Here is a 15,574-nt window from a genome sequence, read left to right as displayed (position 1 = left end):
CTGACCCGGCGGCGTGTGTGCCGTTGTTCCGTGTCAGTGGAGGCGCATTATAGGGGGTAATTCTGAAGCTGCAAGGATAAAGTGAAAATTATTTACTGACTGCTCACTTTCCAGGCAATTTGCATCCCAGACCTCAATTCTGGCCTGGTTTTTAAACAAAAAACGAGCCGCAAGCGGCCCGTTTTTGCGTTTTGTGACTTACTGCACTGCCACAATTTTGTCGTCGTTGGCTTCCAGACGGATAACTTTGCCCGGAATCAGCTCCCCGGAGAGTATCTGCTGCGCCAGTGGGTTTTCGATCTGTTGCTGGATTGCGCGTTTCAGCGGACGCGCCCCATAAACCGGATCGTACCCATTTGCGCTCAAGAGCCTCAGCGCATCATCGGAGATGTGAATTTCATATCCACGCTCTTCAAGACGTTTATACAGACGCTGCAGCTGAATCTGCGCAATCGACGCAATATGTTTCTCACCCAGAGGATGGAACACTACCACTTCATCAATACGGTTAATGAACTCTGGACGGAAGCTATGGCTTACCACGCCCATCACCAGATCCTTCATATGGCCGTAGTCCAGTTCACCGAAACGTTCCTGAATCAAATCGGAACCCAGGTTCGAGGTCATGATCACTACCGTGTTACGGAAGTCGACCGTTCTCCCCTGTCCGTCAGTCAGTCGTCCATCGTCAAGAACCTGCAGCAAAATGTTGAACACATCCGGATGCGCTTTTTCCACTTCATCCAGCAGGATGACGGAATAAGGACGACGGCGCACCGCTTCTGTCAGGTAGCCACCTTCTTCATAACCCACATATCCTGGAGGCGCACCAACCAGTCGCGAAACGGAGTGTTTCTCCATAAACTCGGACATATCGATACGGACCATCGCGTCATCGCTGTCAAACATGAAGTTAGCCAGCGCCTTACACAGTTCGGTTTTACCGACCCCCGTAGGCCCCAGGAACAGGAACGAACCGATTGGACGATTAGGATCAGACAACCCTGCACGGCTACGGCGAATGGCATTAGAGACCGCTTCAACCGCCTCGTTCTGACCAATCACGCGCTGATGCAGATCCTGCTCCATGCGCAGCAGTTTGTCGCGTTCGCTTTCCATCATGCGCGCAACCGGAATACCGGTCCAGCGAGCCAGCACTTCAGCGATCTCCTCATCCGTTACTTTGTTTCGTAACAGACGCATCGTTTTGCCTTCCGACTGCGTGGCGATCTCAAGCTGTTTCTCAAGCTCAGGAATTTTGCCGTACTGCAGTTCAGACATTCGCGCCAGGTCACCCACACGACGCGCTTGCTCAATGGCAATTTTCGCCTGTTCCAGTTCAGCTTTAATTGTCTGAGTACCCGAGAGTGATGCTTTCTCCGCTTTCCACTCTTCTTCCAGCTCAGAGTACTGACGCTCTTTATCGTCCAGTTCTTCGTTGAGCATATCCAGCCGTTTCTTACTGGCTTCATCAGACTCTTTCTTCAGTGCCTGCTGTTCCAGTTTGAGCTGGATGATGCGACGGTCGAGCCTGTCCAGCTCTTCCGGTTTCGAGTCAATCTGCATACGAATGCTCGAGGCCGCTTCATCAATAAGGTCGATTGCTTTATCGGGCAACTGACGGTCAGCGATATAACGATGCGAAAGCGTGGCTGCTGCAACAATCGCCGGGTCAGTAATCTGCACATGGTGGTGCAGTTCATAACGTTCTTTCAGCCCACGCAAAATCGCGATGGTATCTTCAACGCTTGGCTCAGCAACAAACACTTTCTGGAAACGACGCTCCAGCGCAGCATCTTTTTCGATGTACTGACGGTACTCATCCAGCGTGGTAGCCCCTACGCAGTGAAGTTCCCCACGTGCCAGGGCTGGTTTCAGCATATTACCGGCATCCATCGCGCCGTCCGCTTTACCTGCGCCGACCATGGTGTGCAGTTCGTCAATAAACAGGATGACGTTGCCTTCCTGTTTCGCCAGGTCGTTAAGCACGCCTTTCAGACGCTCTTCGAACTCACCGCGGTATTTCGCCCCGGCCACCAGCGCACCCATGTCGAGCGCCAGTACACGACGACCTTTCAGCCCTTCCGGCACTTCACCGTTCACAATGCGCTGCGCCAGACCTTCGACGATGGCGGTTTTACCGACCCCCGGCTCACCAATCAGCACCGGGTTGTTTTTGGTACGACGCTGCAGTACCTGGATAGTACGGCGAATCTCTTCATCACGGCCGATCACCGGGTCAAGCTTGCCCTGCTCGGCACGCTCGGTCAGGTCGACCGTAAATTTTTTCAAAGCCTGACGTTGGTCTTCGGCTCCCTGATCGTTCACGCTTTCACCTCCGCGCATTTTCTCAATCGCCTGAGTCACATTGGCGGTGGTTGCGCCGGCAGATTTCAGCAGGTCGGTCAAGGTACCGCGTGATTCAAGCGCCGCCAGAACGAAAAGTTCTGACGAAATAAAGTTGTCCCCACGTTTTTGCGCCAGCTTGTCGCAAAGATTCAGCACACGCACCAGATCCTGAGACGGCTGAACGTCGCCACCGGTACCTTCTACCTGGGGTAAACGGCTCAGAGCCTGATCGATGGCGGTGCGTAACTGGCCAGCATTAATGCCGGCAGACGTTAATAACGGACGTACCGATCCCCCTTCCTGATTCAGCAAGGCGCTCATTAAATGAAGAGGTTCGATGAATTGGTTGTCGTGCCCCAGTGCAAGGGACTGGGCATCGGCGAGAGCAAGCTGGAATTTATTAGTAAGACGATCCAGACGCATAACTCCTCCCATAACAGGTCAAATTTGCTACTGGAGATTAAATGAGGTCATCCCTCAATTATTCAAGGTTAATGACCTGAATTATGTGAAAAGAAAACGGCACGTTCCGGATCGTCTTGATTCTTTAGGTTATATCAGCCAAATAAAACTTGCCATACGACCTGTCGTCTTGTCGCGGCGATAAGAGAAAAAATCACCCTTTTCGGTGAAGGTACAGCGATCGCCGCCGAAGATCTGCGTCACGCCGACATTATTCAGGCGCTGGCGGGCCAACAGGTAAATATCGGCCAGATATTTTTCACCGGCAGGAAGGAAAGCATCCGCGGCTTGCAGATCTTTCTCCATAAAGGCTTCGCGGACCTCGGGTCCCACTTCAAACGCACGAGGACCAATGGCCGGGCCGAGCCAGGCCATGATATTCGCAGGGTCATCTTTAAAGCAGGCGACGGTCTCTTCGAGCACACCTTCACACAGACCACGCCAGCCCGCATGCGCTGCTGCCACCTCGGTACCGGCACGGTTACAGAACAGAACCGGCAGGCAATCGGCAGTCATTACCGCACATACCGTTCCCGGGGTATCACTGTAAGACGCATCGGCCCGTTTAGACGCATAGGGTTCGCCCGTTAACGGCAGTACCGTTTTACCGTGAACCTGTTCCAGCCAGACCGGTTTCGACGGTAAATTCCCGGCAGCAAACAGGCGTTTGCGGTTTTCTTCAACGTGCTCCAGGTTGTCACCACAGTGTGCGCCGAGATTCAAAGATTCCCACGCGCCCTGGCTCACACCGCCGATACGGGTTGAACTGCAGGCAGCCACGCCCTCAGGCAGTGGCCACTCCGGGACAATCAGTTTGGTCATAACCAGTCCACTTGATCTTTATGTTCTTCAAAATCAACGCGCATGGCGTCAATAAGGTCGACCATATCCTGTGGGATCGGCGCGTGCCATTCCATCTGAATACCGGTGATAGGATGGTAAAGACGCAGCATCGTTGCGTGCAGCGCCTGGCGATCAAACTTACGCAGTACGCTAATGAACTCATCCGATGCGCCTTTTGGCGGACGCGGACGACCACCGTAGACCTGATCGCCCACCAGCGGATGGGTAATGTGCGCCATATGAACACGGATCTGGTGAGTACGACCGGTTTCCAGACGCAGACGCAGACGCGTATGAATGCGGAAGTGTTCCATAATGCGGTAGTGCGTCACCGCTGGCTTACCCATCGGGTGCACCGACATATGGGTACGTTTGGTTGGGTGACGGCTGATAGGTTCTTCCACCGTACCGCCAGCGGTCATATGACCAATGGCCACCGCTTCATATTCACGGGTGATTTCACGCAGCTGCAGAGATTCCACCAGACGTGTCTGAGCTGGAACGGTCTTTGCCACCACCATCAGACCCGTGGTGTCTTTATCCAGACGGTGAACGATGCCGGCGCGCGGAACATCCACGATAGGCGGGTAATAATGGAGAAGTGCGTTAAGCACTGTACCATCAGGGTTCCCCGCGCCCGGATGAACAACCAGGTCACGTGGCTTGTTGATCACCAGGATGTCATCATCTTCATAGACGATGTTCAGCGGGATGTCCTGCGGCTCGAAGCGGATGTCCTCTTCGATTTCAGCATTGATGGCGACGGCTTCCCCACCTAACACTTTCTCTTTTGGTTTGTCCCAGATCTTGCCGTTTACCAGCACGCGCTGGTCAAGGATCCATTCTTTTATGCGTGAACGCGAATAATCAGGGAACAATTCGGCCAAAGCCTGATCTAAGCGTTGACCGAGCTGATTTTCGGAGACTGTTGCGGTGAGTTCTACTCGTTGTGCCATAAACTGCTTCTTCGTTTAACGTTGGGTTTTACGGCTTTGCCGTTTAATATAGTGTGCTATTGTAGCTGGTCTTAATCGGGAGCAGGAACAGAGTTTCTCCCGGACAAACATTTGAGGAAAGTCAAAACGTCATGACGCGCATGAAATATCTGGTGGCAGCGGCCACGTTGAGCCTGGCTTTGGTGGGCTGCTCCGGTTCAAATGAACAGGTCCCTGACAATCCGCCGAATGAAATCTATGCGACTGCACAACAAAAGTTGCAGGACGGTAACTGGAAACAGGCGATAACGCAACTGGAAGCGTTGGATAATCGCTATCCATTTGGTCCGTATTCGCAGCAGGTACAGTTAGATCTCATCTATGCCTACTATAAAAATGCCGATCTGCCGCTGGCTCAGGCAACCATCGATCGTTTCATGCGTCTGAACCCGACTCATCCTAACATCGATTACGTCATGTACATGCGCGGTCTTACCAACATGGCGCTGGACGACAGTGCCCTGCAAGGTTTCTTCGGTGTGGATCGTTCTGACCGTGACCCGCAGCATGCGCGTGATGCTTTCAACGACTTCTCCAAACTGGTGCGCGGCTACCCGAACAGCCAGTACGTCACTGACGCGACCAAACGTCTGGTGTTCCTGAAAGATCGTCTGGCGAAATACGAATACTCCGTTGCGGAATACTATACCCGCCGTGGCGCATGGGTTGCCGTGGTTAATCGTGTAGAAGGTATGCTGCGTGATTACCCGGATACACAGGCAACGCGTGATGGCCTGAAGCTGATGGAAAATGCTTACCGTCAAATGCAGATGACCGCACAGGCTGACAAAGTGGCGAAAATCATCGCCGCGAACAGCAGCAACACCTGATATTGCCTCAATGCAAAACGGCAGCCTTCGGGCTGCCGTTTTTTTATGCGTTCAGAGATCAGCTGAAGCGGTTTAGCCTCAACACATCCTATCAACTATGACCGCAAATCGGGCCTTCCACAAGGTAAATATCACCTCTTCCTGCCCTGCCTCACAAAAAACATTCCCTGACAAAAACCGACAAAATAACGTGATCTAAATCACACATTTTGACATTAGGACAGGTATGCTGGAATCACCAAGACGGAAAGACAAGAGGTAAAATTTATGACAATGAACATTACCAGTAAACAAATGGAAATTACTCCGGCAATCCGCCAACACGTCGCAGACCGTCTTGCCAAACTGGATAAATGGCAAACACATTTGATTAACCCACATATCATCCTGTCCAAGGAGCCGCAAGGTTTCATCGCTGACGCAACTATCAATACTCCAAACGGCCATCTGGTCGCCAGCGCAAAACACGACGATATGTACACCGCTATTAACGATTTGATCAACAAGCTGGAACGGCAGCTCAATAAAGTGCAACACAAAGGTGAAGCCCGTCGCGCCGCAACGTCGGTGAAAGACGCCAGCTTCGCGGAAGAAGTTGAAGAAGAGTAATCCTTTAAATTGAGTTTACCGCCAACGCGCCTTCGGGCGCGTTTTTTATTGACAGCGTGAAAACAGTACGGGTACTTTAACGGTATCAACGACAGGATGATTTCATGAAACACACACCGTTTTTCTTCGCATTCTTTTTTACCTTCCCCTGATTGGGAGGCGTTTCGTCGTGTGATAAAGAATGCGAAGACGAACAACAAGGCCTCCCACACCGGGAGGCCTTTTTTATTAATAACGATAAACGAGACAGGCAACACTATGACACCGGAAAACCCGTTACTGGACCTGCGAGTGAAAATCAGCGCACTGGACGAAAAATTACTGGCCCTGCTGGCAGAACGTCGCACACTCGCCATCGAAGTGGGAAAAGCCAAGCTGGACTCCCATCGGCCGGTGCGTGATATTGACCGTGAACGCGACCTGCTGGAACGCCTGATTCAGCTTGGCAAAGCGCACCACCTCGACGCCCATTACATCACCCGTTTGTTCCAGCTCATCATCGAAGACTCCGTTCTGACCCAGCAAGCGCTACTCCAGCAGCATCTGAATAAAACGAACCCGCACTCTGCACGTGTCGCCTTCCTCGGCCCTAAAGGCTCTTACTCTCACCTTGCCGCGCGCCAGTACGCAGCACGTCATTTCGAAGTGTTTATTGAAAGCGGCTGCGCAAAATTTGCTGATATTTTCAATCAGGTCGAAACCGGACAGGCGGATTACGCCGTCGTACCGATTGAAAACACCAGCTCTGGTGCCATTAACGACGTGTACGATCTTCTGCAGCACACTACGCTGTCGCTAGTTGGCGAGATGACCATCCCTATCGATCACTGCGTACTGGTCTCTGGCTCAACCGACCTGAGCCAAATCGAGACGGTGTACAGTCACCCACAACCGTTCCAGCAGTGCAGTCAGTTCCTCAACCGTTATCCGAACTGGAAAATTGAGTACACCGAAAGCACTTCTGCGGCGATGGAAAAAGTGATGCAGGCCAATTCTCCGACGGTGGCCGCGCTTGGCAGCGAGGCGGGCGGAGCGCTGTATGGGCTGCAGGTGCTGGAACGCAACCTGGCGAACCAGACGCAAAATATCACCCGCTTCGTGGTACTGGCCCGTAAAGCCATCAATGTCTCTGAGCAGGTTCCGGCTAAAACGACGCTGCTGATGGCGACCGGGCAGCAGGCGGGTGCGCTGGTTGAGGCCCTGCTGGTACTGCGTAACCACAACCTGATCATGACGAAGCTGGAATCTCGCCCGATTCATGGCAATCCGTGGGAAGAGATGTTTTATCTGGATATCCAGGCCAACCTGGAATCTGCATCCATGCAGAAAGCCCTGCGTGAACTGGGTGAAATCACCCGCTCAATGAAAGTGCTGGGCTGCTATCCGAGCGAAAACGTCGTGCCGGTTGACCCCGCTTAACGTTCGATAAAGCGGCTTTTCTTCATCCCTGCCACGCTAACGGGCAGGGTGAAGATGGCGCCGGAGAGCGGATACTGCGCCACTTCATCCGCATCCATATTTTCCCGCGTGGTTGTGATAAACAGGGTCTTCATATCCTCGCCGCCAAAGCAGACCATCGTCGGACAACGAACCGGCATGCGATGCTCTTCCAGTTGTTCCCCCTGCGGTGAAAAGCGCGCGATACGCCAGCCATCAAACATTGCGCTCCAGTAGCAGCCTTCTTCATCCATCGCAGCACCGTCGGGTATGCCCTCCCCCTCTTTAAAGCGGCGGAATATCTCGCGTTTCCCCGGCTCACCTTGCTCATCAAGCGGCGTGCGGTAGATAACGCCATTTGGCGTGTCAGAGGTGAACATCCACTGTTTGTCCGGGCTGAATGCCAGACCGTTGTGCCCGTGAATATCACACTGGATCACTTTCGGCGTCAGGTCATTATCGATACGCATCAGCATGGCGCCGTTGTAATCCCCCGGCCCCCAGAAGGTTCCCGCATAGAACCGTCCATGATGATCGGTACCGCCATCATTAAAACGCGCCAGTTGCGGGTTAGAGGGGTTATCACACACCTTGCGCTGAAGCAGGCCGTGCTTGTCAGCAAGCCAGATGCCATTGCGCATCGCGACGATAAAGCCGCCACGCTCACGCAGAGCGAAACAGCCTACTTCTTCATGGAAAGAGAGTACCGTGTGTTCCGCGGTAGGCAGATGATAACGGTGGATCTCCCCCTCCAGAATATCTGCCCAGTAGAGCGCATGCTCTTCGGCACTCCATGTCGGACATTCGGGCAGATGCCCGGTGTAATTCAACAGCGGCTGCGGTTCGGCCATAACAGTTCCCCAAAATGAAAAAAGCCAGCATTGCTGGCTTTTAGTATATACATCATCGCATTACTGGCGACTGTCATTTGCCTGACGCAAAAGCGTGCGGCTCTCACTCTGAAAACGTTGCGCATAATCGCCAAACCAGTGCTCGACTTTACGGAAGCTGTCGATAAACGCCTGCTTATCGCCATGCTCCAGCAAGGTGATCGCTTCACCAAACCGCTGGTAATAACGTTTGATAAGCGCCAGGTTGTTCTCAGAGGACATAATAATGTCGGCGTAAAGCTGTGGATCCTGAGCGAACAAACGCCCGACCATCGCCAGCTCCAGGCGATAGATCGGTGAAGAGAGCGCCAGCAGCTGTTCAAGCTGCACATTCTCTTCCGCCAGATGCAAACCGTAGGCAAAGGTCGCAAAGTGGCGCAGCGCCTGAATGAACGCCATGTTCTGATCGTGCTCTACCGCGCTGATCCGGTGCAACCTGGCACCCCATACCTGAATCTGTTCCAGGAACCACTGATAGGCCTCCGGCTGACGACCATCACAGTACACCACAACCTGCTTCGCCAGGCTGCCACTGTCCGGACCAAACATCGGGTGCAGACCAAGCACCGGGCCAGTATGCGCCGCCAGCATCGCCTGCAGGGGGCCATTTTTGACCGATGCAAGGTCAACCAGGATGCAATCTTTCGGCAACGGTGGAAGCTTGCCGATGATCTGCTCCGTCACGTGGATAGGCACGCTGACGATAACCATCCCCGCATCGGCCATCAGCGCTGGCGCGTGTTCCCAGTCCTCTTTTTCCAGAATGCGAACCTGATAACCAGAAAGCGTCAGCATTTTTTCAAACAGACGCCCCATCTGGCCCGCACCACCCACAATAACCACCGGGCGCAGGGACGGACAGAGGGTTTTGAAGCCCTTATCGTTTTCACTGGAATAAGATTCCCGCATTACGCGACGCAAGACATCTTCAATCAGATCCGGCGAGACGCCCAGCGCCTGGGCCTCTTTGCGCCGCGAGGCCAGCATGGATGCCTCACGCTCCGGGACGTAAATCGGCAGGCCGTATTTGCTTTTTACCTCACCCACTTCGGCAACCAGAGCCATACGGCGCGCCAGCAGGTCCAGCAACGCCTTATCCACTTCATCAATTTGATCGCGTAACGCGGTCAATTCAGCAACCATAACTACCCTCTTAAGCCAGACGCGTCGCCAGCTGGCCGCTTAAATCTTTATGGATCTCACGCAGCAGCGCGTCGGTGGTTTCCCAGCTGATGCAGGCATCCGTGACGGATACGCCGTGCTTCATTGCGCTGCGCGGTTGTTCAGATGACTGATTGCCTTCATGAATATTGCTCTCAATCATCAGACCGATAATAGAACGGTTGCCGTCTTTTATCTGTGCCACCACAGATTCCGCAACCGCAGGCTGACGACGGTAATCTTTATTCGAATTACCATGACTGCAATCTACCATCAGTGCCGGGCGCAGTCCCGCCTGCTCCATCTCTTTTTCACACTGTGCCACATCTGCCGGGCTGTAGTTCGGTGCTTTACCACCGCGCAGGATCACGTGACCATCCGGGTTACCTTGCGTTTGCAGGAGGCAAACCTGCCCCGCCTGGTTAATGCCGACAAAACGGTGTGGCATTGCCGCGGCACGCATGGCGTTAATCGCGGTGGCCAGGCTGCCATCAGTACCGTTTTTAAAACCAACCGGCATCGACAGACCAGACGCCATCTCGCGGTGGGTTTGTGATTCTGTGGTGCGTGCCCCAATGGCAGACCAGCTAAACAGGTCGCCCAGGTACTGCGGACTGTTCGGATCCAGCGCTTCAGTGGCCAGCGGCAGGCCCATGCTGACCAGCTCCACCAGCAGGCGACGCGCAATTTTCAGCCCTGCTTCCACATCAAACGAGCCATCCATGTGCGGATCGTTAATCAACCCTTTCCAGCCAACGGTGGTACGTGGCTTCTCAAAATAGACGCGCATTACCAGATAGAGGCTATCGCTGACCTCCTCCGCTAATGTTTTAAATCGACGAGCGTACTCAATGGCGGCTTCAGGATCGTGAATAGAACAAGGACCACATACCACCAGCAGGCGCGGATCGCGGCCAGCGATAATGTCTGAAATGGTCTGACGCGAGTGCTCAATTTGAGCCTCCTGCGCGACGCTAAGCGGGAATTCCGCTTTCAGTTGATCCGGAGTAATCAAAATCTGTTCGTCAGTGATGTGTACGTTGTTCAGCGCGTCTTTTTGCATGATTGCGATCCTGTAAAGCTCGTTTGCGATAGTTGTTTTCCTCGAAGAGGTGAAACAACGATACCATAACAAGTAAAGATTTCAATCCAAAATACGTACACTTTTCTTTACAAATGCCAATTTATTGCAAAAATAAGCCGCCATAGCCGTAAACTTTAAATTACACCCCTTCTTTCCGTTACCAGGCTATGCTGAAGAAAAAAGGAGAATGGCTATGCGTTCAATTGCTCTGGTGCTGTTGTCGCTCATTTTATCGGGTTGCCAAATCAATCCTTATACCTTCCACCCGGACTGGACCAGCCCCAGCTGGTTTGATGCAGGTAAAGAAGACGCCATGAATGGTCTGCCGGTTAAAGATAACCAGACGCTGGCCGATAATTTTAATGATCCGCATGTTGATCGTAGTGAATATCTCCGGGGATATGCAGACGGACAGAAGAAAGTGTGTGAAGAAGGTTTTCTCCACGCCTGGGGATTAGCGGGCAAATCTTTTCCTGCCAGCTGCGATACTGCTGAAAATGCAGCAAAACTGCACGAGTCATGGCAAAAAGGCATGGATGAAAGCATGCGCTCCAGCAGACTTAATTAAGCCTCTTTTTATTCACCGGAATATAACAAAGTGTAGGATTTAGCTTAGGTCGAGGCAGGGAAAATTCTGACATAATGACGGCTCTGATAAACAATGGTATTCTGCCCACAACTCTTAAGGACATCTATTTCCGGAGCGAAGTGGCGGATTCTGGTGAGAAATTTATTCTTGATCTCTTTTTTCCGACTCACTCTGGTGCTAATGCTGTTCCTTATGGTGGGCCCAGCAGCGGCAGGCACGTTCACCGAAACCGATAAATCGGTACGTTCGATCGTTTCAGGTATTGTGAGCTACACCCGATGGCCGTCACTTTCCGGCCAGCCAAAACTCTGTGTTTATGCTTCTTCTCACTACACGCATGCACTCACCAGCAAGGACGGGCAAAGCGAATTACCTTATACCCCCGTTATTGTGCGTAACGATCAGGAAGCCCTGTCCGCGACGTGTGATGCTATTTATTTCGGGGCGGAATCCCCCGTAAAACAACGTGAATTAATAAGTCAGTATCAGGGCAGAGCATTGCTATTAATCTCAGAGCAAAATCCGGAATGTATTATTGGCAGCGCCTTTTGCCTGATAATTGATCGCAACCATGTCCGGTTTTCCGTCAATCTGGATGCGCTGACTCGCAGTGGCGTGAGAGTCAATCCGGATGTATTAATGCTCGCACGGAATAAGCAGCATGGATAAAGATTTCACTTCAGCGCCACGTCCGACGTTTAAAAGAACACTCAGACGAATCAGCATGATAAGCGTCATCATCACGATGACATTAATATGGCTGCTCCTCTGTTTTGCCTCCGTCGTGACATTAAAGCAATACGCACAAAAGAATCTCGAATTAACCGGCGCCACCATGAGCCACAGCCTTGAAGCCTCCCTGGTGTTCAACGATTCAGTGGCAGCCAATGAAACGCTTGCCGCCCTTGGCAAACAGGGCCAGTTTGCCGTGGCTGAAGTCTTCAACGTGCACAAAAAACGCTTTGCGTACTGGTCGTGGAACCCGGCGGATAACAACGACACTCTGGGCGCACTGGTCAGCCGCTGGCTTTTCCCCGAGCCGATTTCCCAGCCCGTATTCCATAACGGCTCAACGATTGGCGAAATACGCCTTACCGCGCGTGATAGCCTGATAAGCCACTTCATCTGGATGTCGTTTGCCGTTCTCACCGGCTGTATTTTGTTTGCGACGGTGGTCGCACTGACCATTACGCAATCCTTGCATCACGGCATGGTTACAGCGCTGCAAAACATTACTGACGTCGTTCATGACGTACGCACTAACCGTAACTTCTCCCGACGGGTGAAAGACGGGCGGATTGAAGAGTTTCACCAGTTTGGCGAGGACTTCAACAGCCTTCTGGATGAAATGGAGGAGTGGCAGCTTAAACTGCAGGCGAAAAACGCCCAGCTATTACGCACCGCCATGCACGACCCGCTGACGGGTCTTGCCAACCGTGCGGCATTTCGTAACAGCATCGCGGCATTAATGAATGACCCCGCAGCAAAAACAAACTCGGCCCTGCTCTTCCTCGACGGTGATAATTTTAAGTTTATTAATGACACCTGGGGACACGCGGCAGGAGACTGTGTGCTGATTGAAGTCGCCAAAAGAATGGTCGAGTTCGGTGATAAGCGCCATCAGTCATACCGCCTTGGCGGCGACGAGTTTGCCATGGTGCTGTACGGCGTCCATTCAGAGCCTGAGGTTCAATATCTTTGTGCTGCCTTATCGCAGCAGTTTATCCGCCCGTTCGAATTGCATAACGGGCAAAAAGCATCAATGTCACTCAGTATTGGCTTTGCTCTGGCGTGGGAAAATGGTTCTGTGGAAGCATTACTGGAGAAAGCCGACCGCAATATGTACCTGGTTAAAAACCAGCGTACAAAAACGATAAATTAGAAGGGAAACGATATGTTAAAGCGATACTTCGCGCCGTTGTTATTAGCCTCAGTCGTGCTGGCAGGTTGCCAGTCACCGCCGCAAGGCAAGTTCACTCCTGAGCAGATTGCGGCGATGAAGTCTTACGGTTTTAACGAACTGAACGGCGACTGGTCCCTTGGCCTGTCAGATACCATCCTGTTTGATAAAAACGACGCCAGGCTGCGTGCGGAAAGTGAAACGCAGATCAAGACCATGGCCTCTCGCCTCGCGGCAACCGGCCTGAACCACGCGCGTATGGACGGTCACACGGACAACTACGGCGAAGAGCGCTACAACGAAGCGCTGTCATTGAAACGTGCAAATGCGGTAGCCGACGCCTGGGCGAAGGGAGCCAATATCCCGCGCAGCAACCTCACCACGCAGGGGTTAGGCAAAAAATACCCTGTTGCGAGCAACAGTACTGCAAAAGGGCGCGCTGAAAACCGCCGGGTTGCGGTGGTTATCAGCACGCCATAAGGTTATTTAACCGATGATTCTGCGAGCGACACGCCTGTTGCCGCTCGCCAGCGCAGCCAATCGACCAGCACAAACAGGGCCAGACTCACACCCATCACCGGCATCGCCAGCCCCAGCAGGACACTCACCATCGCCGTGACGGCTCTTCCCCATCCCGATAGCGCCAGCCAGCTCTGACAGAGCGTCTGAACCGGGTTCACGGCCGATTGCGCCGGACGACGCATCCACCACATCCGGTATCCCCAGACGATCAGCACGCACAGGGCAATACCGAACGCGATCAGCAACAGCTGATTGGCCAGCCCAAACAAGATCCCCATGTGGAAATCCACGCCCCAGCGGGTCAGTTTTGCCATTAAGGGGAAATCTTCAAACCGGGTTCTGTCCAGAATGTGCATGACGTGCGGATCGACCGACACCGCGTCGACCTGAGTCGGCCAGCTGCGATCGATTTCCGTCACGGTCCAGGCCTGTTCAGCCGTTTTCGCCGGGCGGATTTCGAGCTTGCTGGCATCTATACCCGCCGTGCGGGCGGCATGCAGGACGTCATCAAAAAGCGTCGGATCCATCACCATCGCGGGCATCATCATCCCGCTATGATGCCCCCGGTGCTCAGCGTGCTCGTCCATGATGGCAGGCACACCGGAGAGCGTAGTATTGACCTGCGGCGTAAGCCAGTTCATCCGGGCACGCAGTGTATCCACGTTACCGCCCGCCCACTGAGACCACGTCAGGCCTGTCGCTGAGAACAATAACATTCCCCCCAGCAACACCCAGCCCAGTGCCACATGCACACGACGGCGGTTCTGGAAACGGTTGTTCATCCGACGTTTTGGTCGGGTGTAAAACCACAGGGCGATTCCCCCCAGCGCGGCAACCCACATCCAGGAGGCGGCCAGCTCGCTATAGAGACGCCCGACATCGCCAAGCATCAACGAGGTGTGCAGATAATCGATGGTCTGGCGCAACGGCAGAATGCCACTCGTGCCGTACACCGTCATATCGCCCCGCACCTCAAGGCTCACGGGATCCACAAAGATAGCGCGGTTCTCCGACGGGCCAAGCACCGGGTCAGCGAACATCACGCGGGTAGTATCACCGTCAACCAGCCCCGGACGAACGGCATGCAGGCGCAGATCTGAACCCACGGTTTTTTCCGCCACGGCAATCTGCTCGGCCAGAGGCCGTGCCTCTCCCACCGAATCCGTGTGCAACGCGTGCCGGTAGAGCGTGTTTTCCAGCTGCGGCGTCGCCACATACAGCGTACCGGTCAGCGCGGCGAAGAAGATAAACGGGCCAACAAACAGCCCGACATAGAAATGGAGTCGACGCAGCAGGTTTCCCCATGCCGCGCGCGGAGTGCAGGTAGTCATACTTTTCCTTTTTAAGGCAAAAAGTTATCGATTTTTTTTAAAGGGAAAAAGCAGACTGCCGCGGCGGCGCGCGGGTATCAGGAAAGAGCCAGGGGAAAAAGTGCCAGTGGCTGACCGGCGGTTGCGGCGGTGTAACGCGGCTCCTTTGCAGTACGACACTGAGCAGTACAATCAGCGCCAGCATCACGCCCGGCACATGCGCTAACAGTACACAGTAGCCACACGCTTCCGCATGGTCGACGGGCATCGAGTGCGGCATATCGCCATGGTGCTCATCCATCGACATCATGCTCATGTCATGATGCATTCCCGGCATGGCGCTCATGGGATCTTTTTGCAGCGAGATGGAGATAAGCGGCGCAACCACGATCAGCAGGATCGCAAACAGCGCGGTCAAAGCCGCTGCGCGTTTCCAGTTATGCCGATGCAGTACGTTATCCACTTTCCCTCCCGTTAAGAGGCCAGCATTGTAAATGATTTATGACGAAATGGTTAATGCGAGAGGTGCGATGGAATAAAAAAGGGCCAGCCTTTCGGCCAGCCCTTTTTAACAGGATGTCGCTTAAGCGAAT

16 protein-coding genes and 1 other annotated feature are annotated in these 15,574 nt (G+C 53.4%); of the genes, 8 read left to right on the top strand and 8 right to left on the bottom strand.

Translation table 11 applies throughout. From position 1 onward, the window contains the following. Positions 1-198: 198 nt before the first annotated feature. The 3 genes from clpB to rluD all read right to left on the bottom strand — a co-directional run bounded on the left by clpB (position 199) and on the right by rluD (position 4,610). Positions 199-2,772 (bottom strand): ATP-dependent chaperone ClpB, encoded by a 2,574-nt coding sequence (gene clpB / locus AAIR21_RS19040; RefSeq protein ID WP_020883924.1) that lies wholly within the window; start codon positions 2,770-2,772, stop codon positions 199-201. 129 nt (positions 2,773-2,901) lie between these two features. Continuing rightward, positions 2,902-3,633 carry a purine nucleoside phosphorylase YfiH gene (gene yfiH, locus AAIR21_RS19035; protein WP_020883923.1) on the bottom strand — a complete coding sequence of 244 codons (732 nt, stop codon included), beginning with the start codon at positions 3,631-3,633 and terminating at the stop codon, positions 2,902-2,904. Then, positions 3,630-4,610, bottom strand: a complete 981-nt coding sequence (gene rluD, locus AAIR21_RS19030) for a 23S rRNA pseudouridine(1911/1915/1917) synthase RluD (RefSeq protein WP_014171235.1) — start codon at positions 4,608-4,610, stop codon at positions 3,630-3,632. Before rluD ends, yfiH begins: the two co-directional genes overlap by 4 nt. A gap of 131 nt (positions 4,611-4,741) precedes the next feature. Here rluD and bamD point away from each other — a divergent pair, with 131 nt between their 5' ends. The 4 genes from bamD to pheA all read left to right on the top strand — a co-directional run bounded on the left by bamD (position 4,742) and on the right by pheA (position 7,507). Continuing rightward, positions 4,742-5,479: an outer membrane protein assembly factor BamD gene (bamD, locus tag AAIR21_RS19025; protein ID WP_013098339.1), complete on the top strand. Its 738-nt coding sequence runs from the start codon at positions 4,742-4,744 to the stop codon at positions 5,477-5,479. 267 nt (positions 5,480-5,746) lie between these two features. Beyond that, entirely contained in the window at positions 5,747-6,088 is a 342-nt protein-coding gene (raiA, locus tag AAIR21_RS19020; protein ID WP_183516666.1) for a ribosome-associated translation inhibitor RaiA, read from the top strand. A gap of 103 nt (positions 6,089-6,191) precedes the next feature. Beyond that, positions 6,192-6,317: a sequence feature (Phe leader region), on the top strand. After that, positions 6,193-6,240 (top strand): pheA operon leader peptide PheL, encoded by a 48-nt coding sequence (gene pheL / locus AAIR21_RS19015; protein ID WP_001386991.1) that lies wholly within the window; start codon positions 6,193-6,195, stop codon positions 6,238-6,240. (Overlaps the previous feature by 48 nt.) A gap of 29 nt (positions 6,318-6,346) precedes the next feature. Further along, positions 6,347-7,507 carry a bifunctional chorismate mutase/prephenate dehydratase gene (gene pheA, locus AAIR21_RS19010; protein WP_183516667.1) on the top strand — a complete coding sequence of 387 codons (1,161 nt, stop codon included), beginning with the start codon at positions 6,347-6,349 and terminating at the stop codon, positions 7,505-7,507. Here pheA and AAIR21_RS19005 read toward each other — a convergent pair. The 3 genes from AAIR21_RS19005 to aroF are packed head-to-tail and all read right to left on the bottom strand — an operon-like array spanning position 7,504 to position 10,639. After that, positions 7,504-8,376, bottom strand: a complete 873-nt coding sequence (locus tag AAIR21_RS19005) for an SMP-30/gluconolactonase/LRE family protein (protein WP_014171237.1) — start codon at positions 8,374-8,376, stop codon at positions 7,504-7,506. The two genes, pheA and AAIR21_RS19005, sit on opposite strands and share 4 nt — an antisense overlap. 60 nt (positions 8,377-8,436) lie before the next feature. Then, positions 8,437-9,558 carry a bifunctional chorismate mutase/prephenate dehydrogenase gene (gene tyrA / locus AAIR21_RS19000; RefSeq protein WP_014171239.1) on the bottom strand — a complete coding sequence of 374 codons (1,122 nt, stop codon included), beginning with the start codon at positions 9,556-9,558 and terminating at the stop codon, positions 8,437-8,439. Positions 9,559-9,568: 10 nt separating this feature from the next. After that, positions 9,569-10,639: a 3-deoxy-7-phosphoheptulonate synthase AroF gene (gene aroF, locus AAIR21_RS18995; RefSeq protein WP_025203434.1), complete on the bottom strand. Its 1,071-nt coding sequence runs from the start codon at positions 10,637-10,639 to the stop codon at positions 9,569-9,571. Positions 10,640-10,853: 214 nt separating this feature from the next. On the opposite strand from aroF, the gene AAIR21_RS18990 reads away from it, so the two are divergent. The 4 genes from AAIR21_RS18990 to AAIR21_RS18975 all read left to right on the top strand — a co-directional run bounded on the left by AAIR21_RS18990 (position 10,854) and on the right by AAIR21_RS18975 (position 13,629). Next, positions 10,854-11,228: a DUF2799 domain-containing protein gene (locus AAIR21_RS18990; protein WP_020883919.1), complete on the top strand. Its 375-nt coding sequence runs from the start codon at positions 10,854-10,856 to the stop codon at positions 11,226-11,228. A gap of 201 nt (positions 11,229-11,429) precedes the next feature. After that, positions 11,430-11,918 (top strand): YfiR family protein, encoded by a 489-nt coding sequence (locus AAIR21_RS18985; protein WP_074147062.1) that lies wholly within the window; start codon positions 11,430-11,432, stop codon positions 11,916-11,918. Then, positions 11,911-13,131 (top strand): diguanylate cyclase DgcN, encoded by a 1,221-nt coding sequence (dgcN, locus tag AAIR21_RS18980; protein WP_183516668.1) that lies wholly within the window; start codon positions 11,911-11,913, stop codon positions 13,129-13,131. The genes AAIR21_RS18985 and dgcN overlap by 8 nt, the downstream gene beginning before the upstream one ends. A 12-nt stretch (positions 13,132-13,143) precedes the next feature. After that, entirely contained in the window at positions 13,144-13,629 is a 486-nt protein-coding gene (locus AAIR21_RS18975) for an OmpA family protein (protein WP_014171244.1), read from the top strand. A gap of 2 nt (positions 13,630-13,631) precedes the next feature. Here AAIR21_RS18975 and AAIR21_RS18970 read toward each other — a convergent pair whose 3' ends face one another. Together AAIR21_RS18970 and AAIR21_RS18965 are read right to left on the bottom strand one after the other, a co-directional pair. Next, entirely contained in the window at positions 13,632-15,002 is a 1,371-nt protein-coding gene (locus AAIR21_RS18970; RefSeq protein WP_183516669.1) for a PepSY-associated TM helix domain-containing protein, read from the bottom strand. A gap of 37 nt (positions 15,003-15,039) precedes the next feature. Next, positions 15,040-15,444, bottom strand: coding sequence for a DUF2946 domain-containing protein (locus AAIR21_RS18965; RefSeq protein WP_025203431.1), 405 nt, complete (start codon positions 15,442-15,444; stop codon positions 15,040-15,042). Positions 15,445-15,574 lie beyond the last annotated feature (130 nt).

The organism is Enterobacter sp. PTB, from assembly GCF_051130085.1.
Taxonomy (GTDB): domain Bacteria; phylum Pseudomonadota; class Gammaproteobacteria; order Enterobacterales; family Enterobacteriaceae; genus Enterobacter; species Enterobacter ludwigii.
The sequence above is the reverse complement of the archived record's forward strand: the minus strand, read 5'-3'. Positions and strand labels throughout refer to the sequence as shown.

Excerpts from the sequence above, each read along its gene's own strand:
- clpB (WP_020883924.1), bottom strand. The coding sequence starts at position 2,772 with ATGCGTCTGGATCGTCTTACTAATAAATTCCAGCTTGCTCTCGCCGAT.
- yfiH (WP_020883923.1), bottom strand. The coding sequence starts at position 3,633 with ATGACCAAACTGATTGTCCCGGAGTGGCCACTGCCTGAGGGCGTGGCT.
- rluD (WP_014171235.1), bottom strand. The coding sequence starts at position 4,610 with ATGGCACAACGAGTAGAACTCACCGCAACAGTCTCCGAAAATCAGCTC.
- bamD (WP_013098339.1), top strand. The coding sequence starts at position 4,742 with ATGACGCGCATGAAATATCTGGTGGCAGCGGCCACGTTGAGCCTGGCT.
- raiA (WP_183516666.1), top strand. The coding sequence starts at position 5,747 with ATGACAATGAACATTACCAGTAAACAAATGGAAATTACTCCGGCAATC.
- pheA (WP_183516667.1), top strand. The coding sequence starts at position 6,347 with ATGACACCGGAAAACCCGTTACTGGACCTGCGAGTGAAAATCAGCGCA.
- AAIR21_RS19005 (WP_014171237.1), bottom strand. The coding sequence starts at position 8,376 with ATGGCCGAACCGCAGCCGCTGTTGAATTACACCGGGCATCTGCCCGAA.
- tyrA (WP_014171239.1), bottom strand. The coding sequence starts at position 9,558 with ATGGTTGCTGAATTGACCGCGTTACGCGATCAAATTGATGAAGTGGAT.
- aroF (WP_025203434.1), bottom strand. The coding sequence starts at position 10,639 with ATGCAAAAAGACGCGCTGAACAACGTACACATCACTGACGAACAGATT.
- AAIR21_RS18990 (WP_020883919.1), top strand. The coding sequence starts at position 10,854 with ATGCGTTCAATTGCTCTGGTGCTGTTGTCGCTCATTTTATCGGGTTGC.
- AAIR21_RS18985 (WP_074147062.1), top strand. The coding sequence starts at position 11,430 with ATGCTGTTCCTTATGGTGGGCCCAGCAGCGGCAGGCACGTTCACCGAA.
- dgcN (WP_183516668.1), top strand. The coding sequence starts at position 11,911 with ATGGATAAAGATTTCACTTCAGCGCCACGTCCGACGTTTAAAAGAACA.
- AAIR21_RS18975 (WP_014171244.1), top strand. The coding sequence starts at position 13,144 with ATGTTAAAGCGATACTTCGCGCCGTTGTTATTAGCCTCAGTCGTGCTG.
- AAIR21_RS18970 (WP_183516669.1), bottom strand. The coding sequence starts at position 15,002 with ATGACTACCTGCACTCCGCGCGCGGCATGGGGAAACCTGCTGCGTCGA.